This is a genomic window from Pedobacter sp. GR22-6 (assembly GCF_037402555.1).
Taxonomy (GTDB): domain Bacteria; phylum Bacteroidota; class Bacteroidia; order Sphingobacteriales; family Sphingobacteriaceae; genus Pedobacter.
In genome coordinates this window covers 117459-136209 of record NZ_JBBEUC010000003.1, presented here as the reverse complement: position 1 = coordinate 136209, position 18751 = coordinate 117459, and the positions used below count along the sequence as shown (strand labels likewise).

General features: G+C 44.5%; 19 protein-coding genes. 12 read left to right on the top strand and 7 right to left on the bottom strand.

Going from position 1 to position 18751, the window contains the following annotated elements:
- Position 1: 1 nt before the first annotated feature.
- The gene (locus WAE59_RS14380; protein WP_337856674.1) at positions 2-775 is read left to right on the top strand and encodes a GLPGLI family protein; all 774 of its coding nucleotides are present in this window, start codon (positions 2-4) and stop codon (positions 773-775) included.
- Here WAE59_RS14380 and WAE59_RS14375 read toward each other — a convergent pair.
- From WAE59_RS14375 to WAE59_RS14360, 4 genes are all read right to left on the bottom strand, one after another.
- Entirely contained in the window at positions 772-1470 is a 699-nt protein-coding gene (locus tag WAE59_RS14375) for a response regulator transcription factor (protein WP_337856673.1), read from the bottom strand. The genes WAE59_RS14380 and WAE59_RS14375 overlap by 4 nt on opposite strands.
- Positions 1471-1476: 6 nt before the next feature.
- Positions 1477-3312 carry a sensor histidine kinase gene (locus WAE59_RS14370; protein ID WP_337856672.1) on the bottom strand — a complete coding sequence of 612 codons (1836 nt, stop codon included), beginning with the start codon at positions 3310-3312 and terminating at the stop codon, positions 1477-1479.
- 671 nt (positions 3313-3983) lie between these two features.
- Positions 3984-4586 carry a GIN domain-containing protein gene (locus WAE59_RS14365; RefSeq protein ID WP_337856671.1) on the bottom strand — a complete coding sequence of 201 codons (603 nt, stop codon included), beginning with the start codon at positions 4584-4586 and terminating at the stop codon, positions 3984-3986.
- Between the two features lie 213 nt (positions 4587-4799).
- Positions 4800-5516 (bottom strand): DUF92 domain-containing protein, encoded by a 717-nt coding sequence (locus tag WAE59_RS14360; RefSeq protein WP_337856670.1) that lies wholly within the window; start codon positions 5514-5516, stop codon positions 4800-4802.
- Between the two features lie 103 nt (positions 5517-5619).
- Here WAE59_RS14360 and WAE59_RS14355 point away from each other — a divergent pair, with 103 nt between their 5' ends.
- The gene (locus WAE59_RS14355; RefSeq protein WP_337856669.1) at positions 5620-6099 is read left to right on the top strand and encodes a nucleoside triphosphate pyrophosphohydrolase family protein; all 480 of its coding nucleotides are present in this window, start codon (positions 5620-5622) and stop codon (positions 6097-6099) included.
- A gap of 74 nt (positions 6100-6173) precedes the next feature.
- On the opposite strand, the gene WAE59_RS14350 is transcribed toward WAE59_RS14355, so the two are convergent.
- Positions 6174-6545, bottom strand: a complete 372-nt coding sequence (locus tag WAE59_RS14350) for a DUF3127 domain-containing protein (RefSeq protein ID WP_337856668.1) — start codon at positions 6543-6545, stop codon at positions 6174-6176.
- 72 nt (positions 6546-6617) lie between these two features.
- On the opposite strand from WAE59_RS14350, the gene WAE59_RS14345 reads away from it, so the two are divergent.
- The 7 genes from WAE59_RS14345 to WAE59_RS14315 all read left to right on the top strand — a co-directional run bounded on the left by WAE59_RS14345 (position 6618) and on the right by WAE59_RS14315 (position 13387).
- Positions 6618-7811, top strand: coding sequence for a THUMP domain-containing class I SAM-dependent RNA methyltransferase (locus tag WAE59_RS14345; protein ID WP_337856667.1), 1194 nt, complete (start codon positions 6618-6620; stop codon positions 7809-7811).
- On the top strand, positions 7811-8446 hold the full coding sequence (locus WAE59_RS14340; protein ID WP_337856666.1) for an HD domain-containing protein: 636 nt from the start codon (positions 7811-7813) through the stop codon (positions 8444-8446). Before WAE59_RS14345 ends, WAE59_RS14340 begins: the two co-directional genes overlap by 1 nt.
- Before the next feature lie 69 nt (positions 8447-8515).
- A complete protein-coding gene (locus tag WAE59_RS14335) occupies positions 8516-9772 on the top strand; it encodes a putative DNA modification/repair radical SAM protein (RefSeq protein ID WP_337856665.1) in 1257 nt (418 codons plus the stop codon).
- A 9-nt stretch (positions 9773-9781) separates the two neighbouring features.
- Positions 9782-10549, top strand: coding sequence for a TIGR03915 family putative DNA repair protein (locus tag WAE59_RS14330; protein ID WP_337856664.1), 768 nt, complete (start codon positions 9782-9784; stop codon positions 10547-10549).
- Positions 10550-10612: 63 nt separating this feature from the next.
- Positions 10613-11638: a sensor histidine kinase gene (locus tag WAE59_RS14325; protein ID WP_337856663.1), complete on the top strand. Its 1026-nt coding sequence runs from the start codon at positions 10613-10615 to the stop codon at positions 11636-11638.
- 85 nt (positions 11639-11723) lie between these two features.
- Positions 11724-12365, top strand: a complete 642-nt coding sequence (locus WAE59_RS14320) for a DUF47 domain-containing protein (protein WP_337856662.1) — start codon at positions 11724-11726, stop codon at positions 12363-12365.
- Between the two features lie 11 nt (positions 12366-12376).
- Positions 12377-13387 (top strand): inorganic phosphate transporter, encoded by a 1011-nt coding sequence (locus WAE59_RS14315; RefSeq protein WP_337856661.1) that lies wholly within the window; start codon positions 12377-12379, stop codon positions 13385-13387.
- Here WAE59_RS14315 and WAE59_RS14310 read toward each other — a convergent pair.
- Positions 13384-14442 carry a hypothetical protein gene (locus WAE59_RS14310; protein ID WP_337856660.1) on the bottom strand — a complete coding sequence of 353 codons (1059 nt, stop codon included), beginning with the start codon at positions 14440-14442 and terminating at the stop codon, positions 13384-13386. The genes WAE59_RS14315 and WAE59_RS14310 overlap by 4 nt on opposite strands.
- Positions 14435-15013 carry an RNA polymerase sigma factor gene (locus tag WAE59_RS14305; protein ID WP_337856659.1) on the bottom strand — a complete coding sequence of 193 codons (579 nt, stop codon included), beginning with the start codon at positions 15011-15013 and terminating at the stop codon, positions 14435-14437. Before WAE59_RS14305 ends, WAE59_RS14310 begins: the two co-directional genes overlap by 8 nt.
- Before the next feature lie 94 nt (positions 15014-15107).
- Here WAE59_RS14305 and WAE59_RS14300 point away from each other — a divergent pair, with 94 nt between their 5' ends.
- From WAE59_RS14300 to WAE59_RS14290, 3 genes are read left to right on the top strand one after another with little or no spacing between them, the layout of a single operon-like run.
- Positions 15108-16709 (top strand): vWA domain-containing protein, encoded by a 1602-nt coding sequence (locus WAE59_RS14300; RefSeq protein WP_337856658.1) that lies wholly within the window; start codon positions 15108-15110, stop codon positions 16707-16709.
- A 5-nt stretch (positions 16710-16714) separates the two neighbouring features.
- On the top strand, positions 16715-17458 hold the full coding sequence (locus WAE59_RS14295; RefSeq protein ID WP_337856657.1) for a DUF4197 domain-containing protein: 744 nt from the start codon (positions 16715-16717) through the stop codon (positions 17456-17458).
- Between the two features lie 44 nt (positions 17459-17502).
- Entirely contained in the window at positions 17503-18741 is a 1239-nt protein-coding gene (locus tag WAE59_RS14290; protein ID WP_337856656.1) for a DEAD/DEAH box helicase, read from the top strand.
- Positions 18742-18751 lie beyond the last annotated feature (10 nt).

Genomic DNA, 18751 nt, shown 5'->3' with positions numbered 1-18751 from the left:
GATGAAAATTCAAATCACACTCGCTATACTATTTTTTGCCTTTACCTTCAGTGGAAAAGCACAGTACAAACGTTTTCCTATGAGCGGGGCCATTCGTTTCGAAAAATCAGTCAACATGTATGCTTTAATCCGCAATATGAGCAATGGAAAAAACTCGGCTTATATGGGCAACATGCTTGACGAATACAAGAAAAGCAATCCACAGTTCCGTGTCAGTCAGAGCACCCTACTATTTTCTGAAAAACAAACTTTATTTACACCCGATAAAGTGGAAGCAAATGCAGAATCCGGGTTCTTTGAGTTCTCCAGTGCTGATCAGTCCAATACGGTTTATACCGAACTGGCAACGGGCAGATTCATTACCCAGAAAGTCGCATTTAATGAAACTTTTCTGGTGAAGGACAGTGTACGAAAGATCAATTGGAAAATCACCAGTGAGCTGCGCGAGATTGCAGGCTACGAATGCCGGCGTGCAAATGCGATTATTTTAGATTCCATTTATGTCGTTGCTTTTTATACCGATCAGATTCCCGTTTCTGCCGGGCCGGAGTCCTTTCAGGGTCTGCCCGGAATGATCCTGGGCGTCGCACTCCCCCATGAGCACATCACCTGGTTTGCCAAGTCGGTATCCGACAAAAGCATCCTTGCGGCAGATTTCAAAGCGCCGGCCAAAGGAAAGCCTATGGACAACAAGGGCTTTGCAGACACCATCAATAAGGTACTGAAACAATGGGGCGAGTTTGCAGGTTCAGCATTAAAAATGCTGTTGCTTTAATTGTTGACGAGCAATTTATAACCCTTTCCGTGAACATTCAATATTTCTACTTTTGGATCTTCCCGCAGGTACTTTCTCAACTTGCTCAGGAACACATCCATACTCCGACCATTGAAGTAATTATCGTCGTGCCAAATGCTCAGCAACGCTTCTTCCCTGGTCAGCACACTGTTCTTTTTCAGGCAAAGTAACTGAAGGAGTTCCGCTTCCTTGGTAGACAATTTTTGCTGCTGTCCGTTGTGATGGATCAACTGCGTGGTATAATCAAAAGTATATTCACCGATCTGGAAGCTGGTCTGCGGTGCTCCGCTTTCCTGGGGCTCCCGCACGGCCACGCGCTTCAGCAGCGCATTGATCCGGAGCAGCAGTTCTTCAATTCGGAAGGGTTTGGTAATGTAGTCGTCGCCCCCCAGATCGTAACCTAAGGCCTTATCTTCCATCATTGCCTTAGCGGTCGCGAAGATGATGGGAATGTCCTGATTGATTTTTCTAATCTCTTTGCCTAATGTAAAACCATCCTTTTTCGGCATCATCACATCCAGGATGCACAAATCGAAAGTCTGCCTGGTGAAGGCGCGTAAACCTTCCTCTCCATCCACACATAGCGTCACATCAAATTTCCCTTTCAGTTGCAGGTGTTCCTGCAACAGCAATCCCAGGTTAGGGTCATCTTCTACTAATAAGATCTTCTTCATGTGTCGTTAATTTTGGTTTACCGGTAAATAGATTTCAAATGTTGTTCCCTTCTCCTTCTCGCTGTGTACTTTGATGGTACCACCCATCTGTACAATGATATCCTGTACATAGTTCAGACCAAGCCCAAATCCCTTTACATCGTGCAGATTGCCCGTAGGCACACGGTAGAACTGGTCAAAGATACGTTTGGTCTGTTCTTTGGTCATACCTATTCCCTTATCGGAAATCTCCACGACCAGCTTTTTACCTATATTTCTGGTCCTGATGCTGATCTCGGGCTCGTCCCGGCTGTATTTGTTCGCATTGTCGATCAGGTTATAGATCACATTCGAAAGATGCAGTTCATCTCCATAGACCAAAGGGAATTCCGCATCAAGCGCCATATTCAAACTGGCATTTTTCTTTTGGAGCTGCAAACCCATACTGTCTACCACTGCAGCAACAAGGTCATGGATATTCACCTCTGCCTGTTCCAGTTTCAGTTCCTTTTTTTCCAGGCGCGCAATGCTAAGCACCCGCTCTATATGGTTGCCCAAACGTACATTCTCATCGTAGATGATACCTGCCAACCGGTTGATCCGGCTCTTATCCACCTCCATATCCGGATCCTTAAGTGCTTCACTGGCGATCATAATGGTCGCCACCGGAGTCTTAAATTCGTGGGTCATGTTATTGATGAAATCTGTTTTCATCTCGGAGATTTTCTTTTGTCTCAAAATTGCAAAGAGCGTATAGGCAAAAATAAACACCAGCACCAGCAGAAGTCCTGCAGACGAAGCCAAAGTAACGCCCAGGCTGGCAAAAATCATGGAGTTCTTATTTGGAAAATGTACATACAGCATTCCCGGATCGCGCGTCACCATATTGGTCAGCGTCACCTTGTACGTATTTTTAGGAACGATATCTTCATGCCCATTGGATGCCTTCATGTACACGAGAGAATCCTTTTGGGCCAGGCTCACCCAAAAATCATATTTCAAGCTGATGTTCCTGTTGACAAGTTCTTTCTTCAGTAAAGTATCCAGCAGGCCTTTTGATACCATTTTGCTCAGTGGGATATTGGCTTCGCGCATCTCCTTGGCTACATCCTGAAGCACCAAATTGGCATCAGGCCCCAAAGGTAGCGTATCCAGCATGATCCGCTTTAAGCCCTCTTCGTACTTCCTTTTCGCAAGGTCATTCTCCAGTTTAAATTTACGTTCCAGTTCCGGATCTATGGTTTTGACGCTGATGAGAACGAGTTTACCCGTTACAGGGTCTATGGCGTGATAGCGGATGCTATCCGGCATTTCATTAGATACAATATTGAAGGATTTCAAACGCTGTGGTACAAATGTCGATTTGATCTGTCCGCCCACTACATTCCCAAATTCATCCAGCCCCACATTTACATCTACATGAACGGGAGAGTTCATCGGATTGCTCATATCTGAAGCGGCAAGAAATTCATTTTCCGTAATGCGTACCGGATTGACGTAGGCCCTTGCGATGTCACGTACCGTTTTGTTGAGGTCAGCAACCACCTGTTTTTCCTGTTTAAGCAAGCGTTGCTCTTCTTCCGTTTTGTAACGTTCTTTGTAATCAACAAGCTGCTGCGCCTGATTTCTGATCTCAACTTCCCTCTCCCGCTCGAGCTGGCGGTCCTTTTTATTGATATGCAGTGCGGCCGTTCGTTTCTGGATTTTGTTGACCACCCCATTGAGGGCCTGGTTTACATTTTGTTCAAAAAGCTGGGAATTTAAGCTATAGGCCTGCCTGATGTAATACAACTGCATTACAAAAACACCCAGCAAAGCCAGGGTCATTAACGCGGTGATTATCCAAAGGCTCCTTTTCTTCATTAGCTATAATATACAAAATTAATGAAGGAAAGCTACAATCATTTTCATTTAACAAATTTTAACACCGCATTTAAGTTAAAGCCTGAAAAGATGCCGGTCCTGGATAAACCAATTTGATTGACCTCTCTCCGCAATTTTAAAAATTCAAGATAACAAATTGACTATTAATAGAAAACGGCTCAATTTAAAATTGGCGAATGGGGATCAGATTCTAGTGGTTTGTCTATATAACACCCTTCTGTTACAAATACTATAAAATGCATAATCAATCGATTATTAGACAGGATTGGTCTATGGTTGCTGTATCCTTGCTCTATCCTTGCTGTATCCTCGCTATATCTTTTAGATAAAGTAACCATAGAGCAAGGATACAGTAACTATACAATAATTCGCATTTCATTCTTTAAGATAACCGTTTATATTTCATCTATATCCAAAATGCGACCTAACGCCATTATCATCCGCAATAAGGCCGACCTTAATTAGACCTAGAAAAAATAACAGAAATTATTTGCCAAAGTGGGAGATGGTCGTATATTTGTACCCGAGAGCGTTAATTTAGAACGGGAGTAACCATTCGTGGTTATTCCCGTTTTTCTTTTTAGCAGCTTTTTAAAACAAAAAAAGCGACCGGTTTGCACCTGCCGCTTTACCCTAACCCGCTTATCTATCTATTTTGCTAATCCAGCCAGTCTGGCTGCCTCTGCCACCGGAACGTTATTGTTATTTCTCTTGCATACAAAATCTGTCAACTTTACATTCTTCATGTTGCTGGCTACCAGCGTATGCTCATGCGCCATACCGCTCATCTTTAAAGTTGCATCATCTTTAATCACGGTATATAAACTTCCTGTGATTGCGCTTACTTTAGCCTTTGCATTTTGACTCAGGAACAACTGAAGATATTTAACGTCAAAATTATTGCTGGTTACCACTACTGCACTTCCGGCAGCTTCTATCCTTTGCAGGTCTTTTACCGACACTTTGATAGTTACTTGTCCTGATTCCATAGAATTGATGTATAGTGTACTGCCAGCACTGGTTACTGAAGTTTGATCTGCATTGAAGTTCTCATCTACAAATACACCTTCATTTTCACTTTGTGTAAGGATGATCTTTACATTACCTCCTACCCAAATCTTGTTGAAGCTCTTATTGATACTCAACATTTTTACGGAATTTACCGGCTTAGCCACTGCATTGCTAAATGCTGATGATGTCATAACTACTGCGGTTAATAAAGTGGCGAATGTGGTTTTGATTAAAGATTTCATAATATTTTTATTTAAGGTTTTTCTTATTGTTTGTTATTAAGACGACCTTAAAGGGCAAACGTTTCAACGGATTTCGCGCCTTTATACCAGCTTCGGGAGCGCCACGACCAACGCCTGAAATTATTCGACCAACGGGATGTAATATTTTTCATCATCGACGAACTGGCCATCAGAAATACCAGGAACAGCAGATTATGGAGAAAAATAAAGGAATTAAAGAAAGTAAATGAGCAAAAAGCTCAGCAAGGCAGCGATGGCTGTATTGAGAAAGTTGACGGAATCATTTCCGATCCAGCCCTTTCGCTCCACCAAGGCACCCAATAGAGAATCAGCCAGGTTGCCCGCGATACCGGAAATGGCAACAATTATTGCCAAATGACTTGCTCCTGCGAACAGTAAACCCGCAAAAGCAGCACCGAGAGCACCGATCAGACTTCCTTCCAGGCTGATCACACCATCAAGTCCCCGCTGGTCTTTGCGAAAGCTGAGGATGTTGAAGAAGCGGTTTCCGTAGACTGTCCCCAGTTCCGAAGACAGGGTATCGGACAGTGCCGATGCCAGACTTGCAGCAATCATGGTCCGGTACACTTCAGCATGCGGAGGATCAATTATAGTCAGTAAAGCCAGCATTCCCGCAGCACCTCCGTTTGCAAAAACCTGCCCGGCATTCCTCGCCTGGGGATGATGCCCTTCCGGACTCAAGCTGGCTTTAAACTTTTTTTGATGTGCTGTAGCCATTACACTCAAGAGAAAGAAGGACAACAGCATCAGTACCCCCCGCTCGCGGTCTGCCAGGTAAACCAGCACACCGATTAGTCCGGCAGCGAAAGTCGCGGCCAAAGTCAGCTTCCTCATTTTAAAGCAAAAGGCCATCAGCAGCACCAGCAGGAGGAAAAGAAAGATGATGGGCACTTCGGGCAAATGGAACATGTGCTTTTGTTTTTGAAGAGGTACAGAATCTGCCTGCAAGATACAGAACTCTGAAAAATAAAAAATAAACGTATTTTTAAACTTTATTAAAAACCAGAAAACCATGCAGGAACCGAACCCACTCAACCAGGTAGCAGAATTTCATAACACCTTTAAACACCCCATTAAGGAGACACCAGGCATCCCTCACCGCGACAGGGCAAACCTTCGGGTATCGTTACTGGCAGAAGAACTACAGGAGCTCAAACAGGCCATAGAGAAAAATGACTTTATTGAAGTGGCTGATGCTTTGTGCGACCTGCAATATGTACTGAGCGGAGCGATCCTGGAGTTCGGCCTTGGCCACCGCTTCAAGGAACTGTTCGATGAAGTGCACCGCTCCAATATGAGCAAGGCCTGCAAATCGCTGGAAGAAGCCGAGCAGACCATTCAGCATTACCGCAAAAACCATCAGTGTGATGCTTATCACAAAGAAGAACAGGAATTGTTCCTGATCTACCGGTCCAACGACCACAAAACGCTGAAATCGGTGAATTACTCACCGGCCGACATCCGGGGCAAACTGGAATCCATCATTGCTTAATTAAAACCAAAAAAAATGCCGCCCCTGTTGAAGGGCGGCACGATGGTCAATTTGTTTATTTAAAAAAGGTCTTTTTAGAAAGGAAGATCATCATCCTCTGCTGCTGAACTGTTTAGGTCTGCAGGAGGTGCGTAAGCTGGAGTAGGAGCTGCAGCGGCTGCGGTAGCAGACAATGCATTGATACGCCATACTACTAAGCTGTTGAAATAAGAAGTTTTTCCGGCTTTGTCTGTCCATGGACGACCGCGTAGATTAAAGGATACTTCAACATCATCGCCTTGTTTCAAAGTATCAAACAAAGCTGTTTTATCTTGTAATGCCTCAAACCTGATGTATTCAGGATAAGTCGGGTTCTCTGCATATTCTATAATCAGGTCACGTTTCTTAAAAGTTTCACTCACCTGCTGTAATGCACCAATTTCGTGCACTTTTCCTTTAATTTCCATATCAAATACTTTTTTATTCTTATCCGAAGTTCAAATCTCTATATTTTTATTGATAACTTCGTAGAATTAATTATGCAAGTTTTCCACACAAAAAGTAAGGTGATCATCACCTGCAACAAACGCCTTTCGCCCTATCTGGTTGAAGAAGTGAAAGAACTGGGCCACGACATCGTCAGGGATTTCCCTACGGGCGTAGAGCTGAACATTACGCTTACGGAATGTATCAAACTCAACCTGAACCTCAGGTGTGCCAGTCAGATTTTATACTGCCTGAGTAGCTTTAAAGCCAACAATCCGGAAGAACTCTACCGGGAACTCGTAGATATCGCATGGGAAGAGCTGATTGATTTTTCAGGTTACTTTTCTGTAACTTCCAATGTGGATAACCCGACGATCACCACTCCCTTGTTTGCGAATCTAAAGGTAAAGGATGCCATCGTAGACCGGATCAAAGATAAAAAAGGCATCCGTCCGAATTCGGGCTCAGATGCCAACAAAGCGGTAGTACATTTGTACTGGAAAGACAGTGAAGCCGACATATTTATAGATACCTCCGGCGAAACCCTGGCCAAGCATAGCTACCGCAAAATCCCGGGAAAAGCCCCAATGCTGGAAGCCCTTGCCGCAAGCGTAGTCATGAGCAGCAAATGGGACAGAAAATCGCCCTTTGTGAATCCGATGTGTGGTTCCGGCACGCTGGCCATTGAGGCGGCTTTGCTGGCTACCAACCGCAGACCCGGCTTATTCCGCATGAATTATGGATTTATGCACATTATGGGCTATGACGAACAGGAGTTCTTTGCTGAACGCCGGATCCTGAAGGACCAGGTGATCAAGAACGTCGACCTGCAGATCATCGCTACAGATATCTCTGAAGATGCGGTAGATGTGAGCCGGAAGAATGCAAAAACCGCGGGAGTAGATACCCTGATTACTTTTGAAGTTTGCGACTTTGCTGAAACACAGGTTCCTGATACAGGGACAGGCGTTGTGATGTTTAATCCTGAATACGGTGAACGTCTGGGTGTACACTCCAAACTGGAACTGACTTACAAACGCATGGGCGATTTCATGAAACAGCATTGCAAAGGATATTTCGGTTATATTTTCACAGGAAATCCGGATCTGGCTAAAAAAATCGGCTTGAAAGCCGCACGTAAGATTGAGTTTTATAATGGAAAACTGGATTGTCGTATGCTGGAATATGAACTGTATGATGGCAGCAGAAGACCGGAAGAGGAAAGACCTGTAAAAGCAAATGACTAATGCAAGAGATCATCGACAAAACCATTTCATTTGTAAAAGCCACATTGGCCGATGCTGAAGCCGGGCACGACTGGTTCCATATAGAAAGGGTATTCCACAATGCGCAAAAGATCAATGCCATTGAAAAGGGCGACGCCTTAGTTGTGGCCCTGGCAGCGTTACTCCATGACATTGCAGATCCGAAGTTCAATAATGGTGATGAAGAAATCGGCCCGCGTATGGCGGGAGATTTTCTGAGCAGCCTGGCCCTGGATGAGCAACTCATCGTACACGTGCAGCAGATCATCCGCAACCTCAGCTATAAAGCAAGCCTGGGTGTAGTGAACTTCCAATCAAGCGAATTGGATATTGTGCAGGATGCCGACCGTCTGGATGCAATTGGCGCTATTGGGATTGCACGCGCCTTCACATATGGTGGCTATAAAAACAGGGTGCTTTATGATCCGGAGATCAAGCCCAATCTGAACATGAGCAAGGAGGAATACAAAAATTCTACAGCACCTACGATCAATCATTTTTATGAGAAGTTACTGTTGTTGAAAGATTTGATGAAAACAGAGGAAGGAAAACGGATCGCGGAGCAAAGGCATGAGTTCATGCTGAGCTATCTTGAACAATTCTATTCCGAAGTTTGATATAAGGAAAAGAACAAAAACTAATTAAATTAGTTTTTGTTGCTATATTTGTTAGTAAAATATAGCAATATGTCTGAACGGATTAGAGAAAAGCTGAATATATTGGCCGATGCGGCGAAGTATGATGTTTCCTGTTCATCCAGTGGGGGAACGAGAAAAAATGACAATAAGGGCCTGGGCGACAGTCACAGTTCAGGCATTTGCCATACTTATACAGAAGATGGGCGCTGTGTTTCCCTCCTTAAAATATTGCTGACCAATCATTGCATTTACGATTGTGCATTTTGTGTCTCGCGCAAGAGCAATGACATCGAGCGTGCCGCCTTTACCGTGGAAGAAGTGGTATCCCTGACCATCAATTTTTATCGCCGCAATTATATTGAGGGACTTTTCCTCAGTTCAGGTATTTTTAAGAATGCTGATTTTACCATGGAACGTCTGTTAAAGGTGGTTAAAAAATTACGCCTGGAAGAACGTTTCAATGGCTACATACACCTGAAAACCATCCCGGGGGCCAGCGAAGAACTGATACGGGAAGCCGGCCTGTATGCCGACAGGATGAGCATTAACCTGGAGATGCCTACGGAAAGCGGATTGAAGCTTTTGGCACCTGAGAAAAGTCATGAAGATGTGAGAAAGCCGCTGGGTTTTGTGCAAAGTCAGATCATACAACTGAAAGACGAAAAGAAACTGATCAAAAGTGTTCCTAAGTTCGTTCCGGCCGGACAAAGTACCCAGATGGTCATTGGCGCCACACCGGAAACCGACAAAGACATCATGCATACGGCTGCTGCCTTCTACAAGGATTTCTCTCTGAAAAGAGTCTATTATTCGGGTTATATCCCGATCAGCAATGACAGCAGAATGCCTGTTCTGGGTTCCCAGCCACCATTGATCCGGGAAAACCGGCTGTACCAAACCGATTGGCTGATGCGGTTCTATGGCTTTCATGTCAATGAATTGCTGAACGACAGCAATCCGCATCTGGATGTCGACATTGACCCCAAATTGAGTTGGGCCTTGCGTAACCTGCAGTTTTTTCCTGTCGACATCAATGTGGCCGCCTACAAAATGATCCTGCGGATACCAGGAATTGGTGTGAGCTCTGCGCAAAAGATTGTGCAGGCCAGAAAGTTCGGCCGTCTGCGCTCAGACCAGTTGAAAAAGATTGGTGTGGCGTATAATCGCGCAAAACATTTCATCACCTGTGCAGATACGCCATTTCAGTTGAAGGATTACCAGGGTACACAGATCAAGGCTTTCATCCTGGCAGAAAGCCAAAGCAAGTACCAAAAAGCCGGCAGTCAGCAGATGATTCTGTTTTAACGCAAAAAGATGACGATCTACCTGATAGATGGCAGCCTGGAAAGTTTACTCTGTGCAGTATTCGAATGGTTTGAGCGAACGCCAGGCAAAGTCCTCCTGCAATTGGAGCAACACCATCAGCCTGATGCATTTACAACTGTTTTCGCGGTACAGCCCGATGAAAAGAAGGCCGACCGGGTATGGAAGGGGCTGCAGGCTAAGCTCGACAAAGGCTGGATGCGTAAGTTTTATTGTACCTTTCTTTCAGAAAGTCCTGAAGCGTATTCCAGCCTCTTTGAATTTGCCTGTTATCTTTTTTTGAATCCGGAAGGTGCGGAGGATAACTATGGCAATCCGCATGTGCTCCATGTGGCTCAAACGGCAAGAAAGGTAGAGCGGGAAAAACACCGGATGGAAGCTTTTATCCGTTTCCAGCACACTGCAGACGGTATGTTCTATTGCGGTATAGACCCCGATTATAATGTACTTCCGCTGATTATGCAGCATTTTAAAAACCGGTATGCCGACCAGCAATGGATCATTTATGACCTGAAGCGGCATTATGGACTTTTTTACGACCTGGAAAAAGTAGAAGAGATCCGAATGGATGCTGCGGCCCAAAAGACATTGAGTAAACCTGCAAAAGACCTGCTTTCAGAAAAGGAAGCACTGTATGCCACGCTTTGGAAAGATTATTTTAAAAGTACGAATATTGTGGCAAGAAAGAATACCAAACTCCATGTGCAGCATGTACCCAAAAGATATTGGAAATATCTTACGGAAAAGCAGGACAAATAAAGATTTTACTTGTAAATTGCTGGCAATGTAGGCGCTTATTCTTACAGGTAATACATTATTGGGATGAAATTAAGCTTATTGGTCTTTATCACCGCATTTGCCGTAGCGCTTTCTATAGGCTTGGTCAATTATTACTTCCAGCACAGCTGGTATTTCATGCTGATTTCTTTCGGCGTCTCTTTTATTACCTGTTTTGTCGTTTTTTATTACCTCCTGGAGAAATACATTTATTCTAAAATTGTCCTGATCTACAAATTGATCCATAACCTGAAATTGGGCAAAGATCTGAAAGATGCCCTGGGCGAATATGTGAGTTCAGATCCAATCAATGATGTAGAACAGGAAGTAAAAGAATGGGCAGGTCAGAAAAAAAGGGAAATTGAACTACTGAAAAAACAGGAGCAGTTCAGGAAGGAATTTCTATCTAACGTTTCCCATGAATTTAAAACACCTCTTTTTGCCATACAGGGCTATATCGAAACCTTACAGGATTGTATCGTAGATGATCCGGACATGGCGGTTAAATTCCTGAAAAAGGCAGAAAATAATGTAGAGCGTTTAAGCTACCTGATCAATGATCTGGATTCCATCTCTAAACTGGAAACAGGAGAGATCCCGATCAATTATGAGAAGTTTGATTTTGTTCACCTGGCCCGGGAAGTAATGGAGCTGTTGGAAGACAAAGCAAAAGGCAAGGGAATCACCCTCTCTTTCAAGGAAAAATATACGCATCCTGCCTTTGTGAGGGCCGACCGGGAAAAACTGAGACAGGTGATGGTCAACCTGATCGAAAATTCCATCAAGTATGGAAAGAAGGAAGGTTCTACGGCGATCAAGATCTTTGAACTCCACGATCAATACCTTATAGAGGTTACGGACGATGGCATCGGCATTGATGAAAAACATTTGCCCCGTCTTTTTGAGCGATTCTATCGTATAGACACACACCGTTCAAGAGAAGAAGGAGGAACCGGACTGGGACTTGCGATCGTAAAACACATTCTGGAAGCGCATGAACAGATCATTTCCGTCAGGAGCACTTTGCAGATCGGGACTACTTTTGCATTTACACTGGAAAAAATTGGTTAGCAGCGTTAAGCGTGTTAAAAAAACTTAACAGTTAACACTAACTTAACATTACACTCATACTTTTGTATCATATTTTATAGACAAGATGAATAGTATTTTTAAGTTTTTTACCCCAAAAGACAAAAAATTTCAGCCCCTGTTCGAACAGGCAGGAAGCAATGTATTGAAGATTTCTGAGGCTTTGCTTCTTGCTCTAAGCGCAACAGATGTAGAAAAGCGCAAGGAATACATCAAAGAGGTAGAACGTCTGGAACACGTAGGAGATGACATTACTCACTCCATTTTCCTTGAACTTAGTAAAAACTTCATCACGCCTTTTGACAGGGAAGATATCCATGCACTGGCCAGCGCTGTAGATGATATCGCAGATTACATTCATGCCTCGGCAAGCAACATCGAATTATATAATGTGAAAAACATCGGTGATGCCATGATCAAACTGGCTGAATTACTGGTGGAAATGTGTACGGATCTGGAAAAAGCGATCAAAGAATTGAGAAGCTTTAAAAACATCCGTGTAATTGCTGATGCCTGCGTAAGGATCAACAGCGGTGAAAACCAGGCAGATTACGTATGTAACCTGGCCATTGCCCGTTTATTCGAATTTGAGACTAACGCAATCGAACTGATCAAACAGAAAGAAGTACTGCAGACATTAGAAATGGCTACAGATAAATGTGAAGATGCAGCAAACGTGTTGGAATCTATTTTGGTAAAGAACGCTTAAACCTTCAAAAAATGGTAACTACCTTATTGGTCGTTGTAATTGTACTGGCTATTGCCTTTGACTATATAAACGGCTTTCATGATGCGGCCAACTCGATTGCAACAATCGTATCTACGAAAGTGCTTTCGCCTTTTCAGGCTGTATTGTGGGCAGCATTGTTCAACTTTGCCGCTTATTTTTATTTCACGGACCACAAAGTGGCCAACACTATCGCAAAAACGGTAGTAGAAAATTTCATTACACTGGAAGTGATTCTTGCGGGCTTGCTTGCCGCGATCACCTGGAACTTATTTACCTGGTGGTTCGGTATCCCCTCCAGTTCTTCGCATACCCTGATCGGTGGATTTGCAGGTGCTGGTATGGCCAAGGCTGTCACGCTTGGCGCCAATGCCATGTCGGCCATCAACCTTGCACCTATTTTAAAAGTAGTTGCCTTTATAGTACTGGCACCGGTAATCGGTATGGTCATCTCCGTGATCATTTCGATCATCATCCTTCATATTTCTAAAAATGCCAGGCCTTCTGTCGCGGAAAAATGGTTTAAAAGGCTACAGTTGATCTCCTCCGCTGCACTCAGCTTCACCCATGGTGGTAACGATGCACAGAAAGTAATGGGTATCATCTATGTCGCCATGGTAGCTTCCAACGTCCTTAAAACTGGGGATGCCATGCCGGAATGGATTCCTATCTCCTGTTATGCTGCGATCGCACTGGGTACAATGAGTGGTGGCTGGAAAATTGTGAAAACAATGGGTTCAAAGATCACTAAAGTGAATGCCTTTGAAGGTGTAGCTGCAGAAACTGCAGGTGCTGTAACCCTGGGTATTACAGAACACTTCGGTATTCCTGTTTCCACTACGCATACCATCACAGGATCTATTGTCGGTGTTGGTTTGTTGAAAAGGGTATCTGCGGTACGTTGGGGCGTTACCGTAAGCTTATTATGGGCATGGGTACTGACGATACCCGTATCCGCTACTTTAGCCGCAATTGTTTACAGCATTGTTCACTTGTTCTTTTAGAAGTCTATATTAACAAAGAGTTGTTTGTCCTGCGCTTCAGAAGCGTTCCATTTTGGACCTTTTTGCAGTAAACGTACAGCCTCCAGATCATATTTTTCGGCAATGCCCATCAACACTTTGATGTTTTCAGGCTTGCCTTTCTTATCCAGATTAAAGGAAAGAACAACAGATTTACCGGTTTTGGCTTCATTGCTGAACCGGTTTTTCTTTTTCAGGTATTCCCGGAATTTATCCCAGCCCCCGACTGGACTAAAAGCTCCTGAAACTGATGAAGCTGAAGCCATTCCCCTGATCATGATATTTTTCTTTTCGGTCTGCACACCCGCGACTTTTCCCGCAAGCGCCTTGGAAATGTTGGTATCCGGACTTCGACCAAAGCTTGTCACCGCAACTTCGTTCAGGTGCTTACTACTATCCGGCATGACCAATCGTGATGAAGAATACGCTACAGCGCGCTTTCCTTCTGCTTTATAACCTACTATAGCGACTTCATTCAAACTCACATCCTGAGGGGCTGAAGGAGACGGCACATTAGGTTTCTTTTTCAAACTGGCGTAGGTCTCCTTTTTACTGGCTTGGATTGCCCGGTCGATTACGACAGCTGTACGGTCGGCAGCCAATGAATCTTTATTTTCAACAGCAGGTACTGCAGAAGCGACAACTGGTGCATTATTTTCTTTTCTCGGTGCGAGGTTGACATCTACTTTCTTAGGCAATGCTGCCAGCTCCTTACGCCTGTTATCTTCCCTCATCCAAAAGATCACACTCACGGAGATAAACATCACTGCTGCTGTAGCTGCAATGCTCAGTCGTTGCCAGGTGATCAGGCTGCGTTTTTTGTAAACCTGCTGTTCAGACACTCGCTCCCTCAATTGCTTTTGAAGTAGCGACATTGCATCAAGGGAACGTCGGGGCGACTCACTAAGACCAGCCAATGCTTCAGCAACAAAGGGGTCTTCCAGAGCTTCCCGCTCTACCCTGTTCATGGCTTTCGCATCAAGCTTACCCTCCAGGTAATCCTCTAAAACCGCTATATCTATCCAATCCTTATTCACTACTGTTCCTTTCTATACAAATTTTCAGGTTACGCTTACCATTCTGAATGTAGCTCTTCACTTTAGTCATCTCAAAGCCGGTAATATCTGCCACTTCTTTATAGCATTTCTCTTGCAAATAAAACAAATCCACACTCACACGCTGCTCTTCAGGTAATGTCTCCATGCACTTTTCCATAACGGTCAACTGACGCTCCTTTGTATCATCGATATCAAGATGCACAATTTCTGTATTTTCCACAAAAGTATCTTCTAATGAAACGGTTGTCTGCTTAGAATTTTTACGGAGTGCCATCAGACAATGGTTTCGGGTGAGCACATGCAGCCAGCTTTTGAAATTCTGCACTTCATGGAGCTTCAATTTCAAAACCAACTCCTCGAAGATCTGCATCACCGCATCCTTACTCTGTTCTTCATCCTTCAAATAATTGAGGCAAACCCCGAAAACCAGGTGCATGTACTTATTGTACAATACACCCAATACCTCCAGATCGCCCGTCGCTTTGTAGCTGGCAATCAGAGCAGCATCATCCTGCTCCCGGATCCGGTTATTGTTTTTAATGAATTTCAAGGCTGACTAGGGCATAAATTTCTCAAGTATAAAAATATTTTTCGAGAAGCTATGGAATTTCTTTAAAGTCCACATCATTAAAAAAACAAAAGCCATGAAGAAGATATTATTGCCTATGCTAATTGTCTTGTTATTTGCAGCCTTCAAATCAGGACCGAGCCGGATAAGAACCATAACAGGAATTGTCAAAGAAAAAAACAGCGGGAAACCACTTCCAAATGTAATGGTATCAGGACTCAGCGGTAAGTCCAAAGCCAAAACCAATGACGATGGCAAATACGCCATCAATATTGATGATAAAGAAAGTGCATTAGTGTTCAGTTATATTGGCTTTGTAAAAGCAACTATAGAAGTAAGGGAGCATAAGGTGATCAACGTATCACTAGCAGCGGAAGAATCACTGAGAGAAGACGTTGTTCTGAGTTTCGCGGAACCCAAGGCCCTGAGCACAAGTTCTTCGAGGACAGTCCTCAGTTCCTCAGAAAAAGTTAAAATTCGCGGTGTAGCGCCTGTAAGCGAGTCGCTTGCAGGAAGAGTGGCCGGCATTGCAATGAGTAAGGAAAAGCCATTTAAAAAAGCACCCAGACCGATGCTGGACGAAGAAATCAGACCGGGAAGAACAGAACCCAGACCACAGTCTAACCTCCTCACAGCAGGGGAATGGAATGACGTAAGCCATTGGGACTTTTGGAAAGATCTGATGCGCAATCAGGAATGGTCTGACAAACAATCGTACTGGCAGTTCTACACCGCCAACCGTGTTGGAGTCCGCCTTAAAAATAAACAACAACAAGCGCTGACCGGCTATACGGTGACTGTCCTGAAGAAAGGTACAGCAGTCTGGAAAGCCCAGAGCAATTTTGAAGGGAAAGCCGAATTATGGCCGGCTGTATACAGCAATGATAGAGAACGCTTTACCCTCACAGTTAATTCGGCAGATGGAACGTTACTGTACAACAAAGACTTTGCTGCCGATGTCGTGAATGTGGAGATTACCCTGAATCGTACAGCAGAAAAAATTAAAAATCTCGATGTCCTATTCATGGTAGATGCTACCGGTTCGATGGGGGATGAAATCGCTTATCTGAAATCAGAACTCGAAGACATCATTGGCCGACTGAACAGGGGAAATCAGTTGAATACCCGCACAGGTCTTGTATTTTACCGGGATCAGGGGGATGAATATGTGGTGAGGGATTTTGGTTTTGATGGTAACCTGATGGCAGTAAAAGCCAACCTGTCCAAACAATATGCCTCTGGTGGCGGCGATTTTGAGGAAGCTGTAGAAGAAGCCATGGAAAGCGCAATCTATCAACAGCAATGGACAACTGAGCGTCCATCAGCAAAACTGATGTTCATGATCCTGGACGCCCCCCCGCATCACGACCAAAAACGAATCGGCAGCCTGCAACGCAGTGTAAAAGAAGCCGCAGCCAAGGGCATTACCCTGATCCCGGTCGTTGCGAGTGGTATCGACAAAAACACAGAATTCCTGATGCGATTCATGGCGATGAGTACCAACGGCACCTATGTATTCCTCACAGACGACAGCGGGATCGGAAACTCACACCTTAAACCGACAACCGGCAGCTTTCAGGTAGAGCAGCTGAATGCCCTAATGAACAGGCTGATCAGGAAATATACCGGACTGGATTCAAACGTGGCAGGGGAATTGTTATCTTCGTCTGATAAATAAAGACGATGAAATACCTGAAACTTCTTTCCCTCGCTTTTCTGAGCGGGCTTCTATTCAATAGCTGCGACGTGCAAAGCCAGTCGCAGCTTGGCAACATCATCAAACAAATCCCTACGGGAGGAAACCCGACCAGCACAGAAATTGGCCTGGGCCTGAAACAGGCGCTGGAAATTGGGACCACGAGAGGTGCAGACCTGCTTTCTGCAAAGGACGGCTTTCTGGGAAATATGGCGGTAAAGATCCTTTTCCCACCAGAAGCCCAAAAGGTAGAAAAGACTTTGCGCAGTATCGGACTGAATTCTCTGGCAGACAATGTGATCACCAGTCTGAACCGTGCTGCTGAAGATGCAGCTAAGGAAGCGAAGCCGATCTTCATCTCCGCCATCAAGCAGATGACGATAGCAGATGCCACCAATATCCTGCTGGGTAATAAAGATGCAGCCACCTCGTATTTTAAAAGAGTAACCACTGCGCAATTGATGGAAAAATTCAGGCCTGTTATTACGGCAAGTCTAAGCAAGGTTGGCGCGACTAAATACTGGGGTGACGCAGCCAGTCAATACAATAAAATCCCTTTGGTAAAACCGGTAAATACAGATCTTTCCACTTACGTGGCCCAGAAAGCGATAGACGGAATGTTCGTCCAGGTAGCCCAGGAGGAATTAAAGATCCGGGAAAACATCGGATCGAGGTCTACTGCATTGCTGCAAAAGGTGTTTGGTTATGCCGATAAGAATAAAACCAAATAAAAAGGTTACTTTTATACGGTAAATACTAATAATACAAAAGTAGATTGGATTTTAAAGATTTTAACTTCAACCCTGATTTATACGAGGGTTTATCGGCGATGGGTTTTCGCAATGCCACGCCGGTTCAGCAAGAAGCTATCCCGCTCATATTAAGCAAAAAGGATTTGATCGCCTGCGCACAGACAGGAACAGGAAAAACAGGTGCTTACCTGCTCCCGATCATGAACATGATCGCCGGGACGGAAGAACGGCATAACAATACCCTGATCCTGGCTCCAACCAGAGAACTGGCACAGCAGATTGACCTTCAGGTAGAGGCCCTGTCCTATTTCACCAATATCAGTTCACTAACGGTATATGGTGGTGGCGATGGGATTGCCTATGAGCAACAGAAACGATCGATGCGTGAAGGCGTAGACATCATCATTGCCACTCCGGGCCGCTTGATTTCACATTTGTCTTCAGGTGTACTGAAACTCGACAAACTGGAACACCTGGTACTGGATGAAGCCGACCGGATGCTGGATATGGGCTTTTACGATGACATCATGCGCATTGTGAGTTACCTGCCCAAGAAAAGACAGACGGTCATGTTTTCGGCAACCATGCCACCTAAGATCAGGAAATTGGCAGGCAACCTGCTGGAACATCCGGAACAGATCAGTCTGGCCATTTCCAAACCTGCGGAGGGCATCTCTCAACAAGTCTATATGGCTTACGATGAGCAAAAAGTCCCTCTGCTGACCGAGATACTCAAATCCGGAGATTATAAAAGCATCATTGTATTTGCTTCTACAAAGGAGAAGGTGAAAAACCTGGGTAAGGTATTCAGGGGGCTTGGACTGAAAGCAGAAGCTTTCCACTCCGACCTTGGACAAAAGGAAAGAGAAGAGATTTTATTGAAGTTCAAGAACAGGCAGCTTCCGATCATCATTGGCACAGACGTACTGAGCCGGGGTATTGATGTGGAAGGTATAGACCTGGTGATCAACTTCGATGTACCTCATGATGCAGAAGACTATGTACACCGGATCGGACGGACCGCAAGGGCAGCAACAAAGGGTACAGCGATTACTTTGGTAAATGCCAGAGATAAACGCAAGCTGGCCAGCATTGAGAAACTGATAGAGAAGGAGATCCCAAGGATTTCCGTTCCAGAGCATTTGGCTAACATCCCGGTTTCTACCGAAACGAAACCAGCACATGGCCGTTCATCAGGTAATAGACCAGCAGGAGCATCATCAGGAAAACCTAAACGCAAATTCTTCAAAAAGAAGGCATAATACCGTGGGT

Coding starts and splice junctions, on each gene's coding strand:
- WAE59_RS14380 (WP_337856674.1), top strand. CDS start 2: ATGAAAATTCAAATCACACTCGCTATACTATTTTTTGCCTTTACCTTC.
- WAE59_RS14375 (WP_337856673.1), bottom strand. CDS start 1,470: ATGAAGAAGATCTTATTAGTAGAAGATGACCCTAACCTGGGATTGCTG.
- WAE59_RS14370 (WP_337856672.1), bottom strand. CDS start 3,312: ATGAAGAAAAGGAGCCTTTGGATAATCACCGCGTTAATGACCCTGGCT.
- WAE59_RS14365 (WP_337856671.1), bottom strand. CDS start 4,586: ATGAAATCTTTAATCAAAACCACATTCGCCACTTTATTAACCGCAGTA.
- WAE59_RS14360 (WP_337856670.1), bottom strand. CDS start 5,516: ATGTTCCATTTGCCCGAAGTGCCCATCATCTTTCTTTTCCTCCTGCTG.
- WAE59_RS14355 (WP_337856669.1), top strand. CDS start 5,620: ATGCAGGAACCGAACCCACTCAACCAGGTAGCAGAATTTCATAACACC.
- WAE59_RS14350 (WP_337856668.1), bottom strand. CDS start 6,545: ATGGAAATTAAAGGAAAAGTGCACGAAATTGGTGCATTACAGCAGGTG.
- WAE59_RS14345 (WP_337856667.1), top strand. CDS start 6,618: ATGCAAGTTTTCCACACAAAAAGTAAGGTGATCATCACCTGCAACAAA.
- WAE59_RS14340 (WP_337856666.1), top strand. CDS start 7,811: ATGCAAGAGATCATCGACAAAACCATTTCATTTGTAAAAGCCACATTG.
- WAE59_RS14335 (WP_337856665.1), top strand. CDS start 8,516: ATGTCTGAACGGATTAGAGAAAAGCTGAATATATTGGCCGATGCGGCG.
- WAE59_RS14330 (WP_337856664.1), top strand. CDS start 9,782: ATGACGATCTACCTGATAGATGGCAGCCTGGAAAGTTTACTCTGTGCA.
- WAE59_RS14325 (WP_337856663.1), top strand. CDS start 10,613: ATGAAATTAAGCTTATTGGTCTTTATCACCGCATTTGCCGTAGCGCTT.
- WAE59_RS14320 (WP_337856662.1), top strand. CDS start 11,724: ATGAATAGTATTTTTAAGTTTTTTACCCCAAAAGACAAAAAATTTCAG.
- WAE59_RS14315 (WP_337856661.1), top strand. CDS start 12,377: ATGGTAACTACCTTATTGGTCGTTGTAATTGTACTGGCTATTGCCTTT.
- WAE59_RS14300 (WP_337856658.1), top strand. CDS start 15,108: ATGAAGAAGATATTATTGCCTATGCTAATTGTCTTGTTATTTGCAGCC.
- WAE59_RS14295 (WP_337856657.1), top strand. CDS start 16,715: ATGAAATACCTGAAACTTCTTTCCCTCGCTTTTCTGAGCGGGCTTCTA.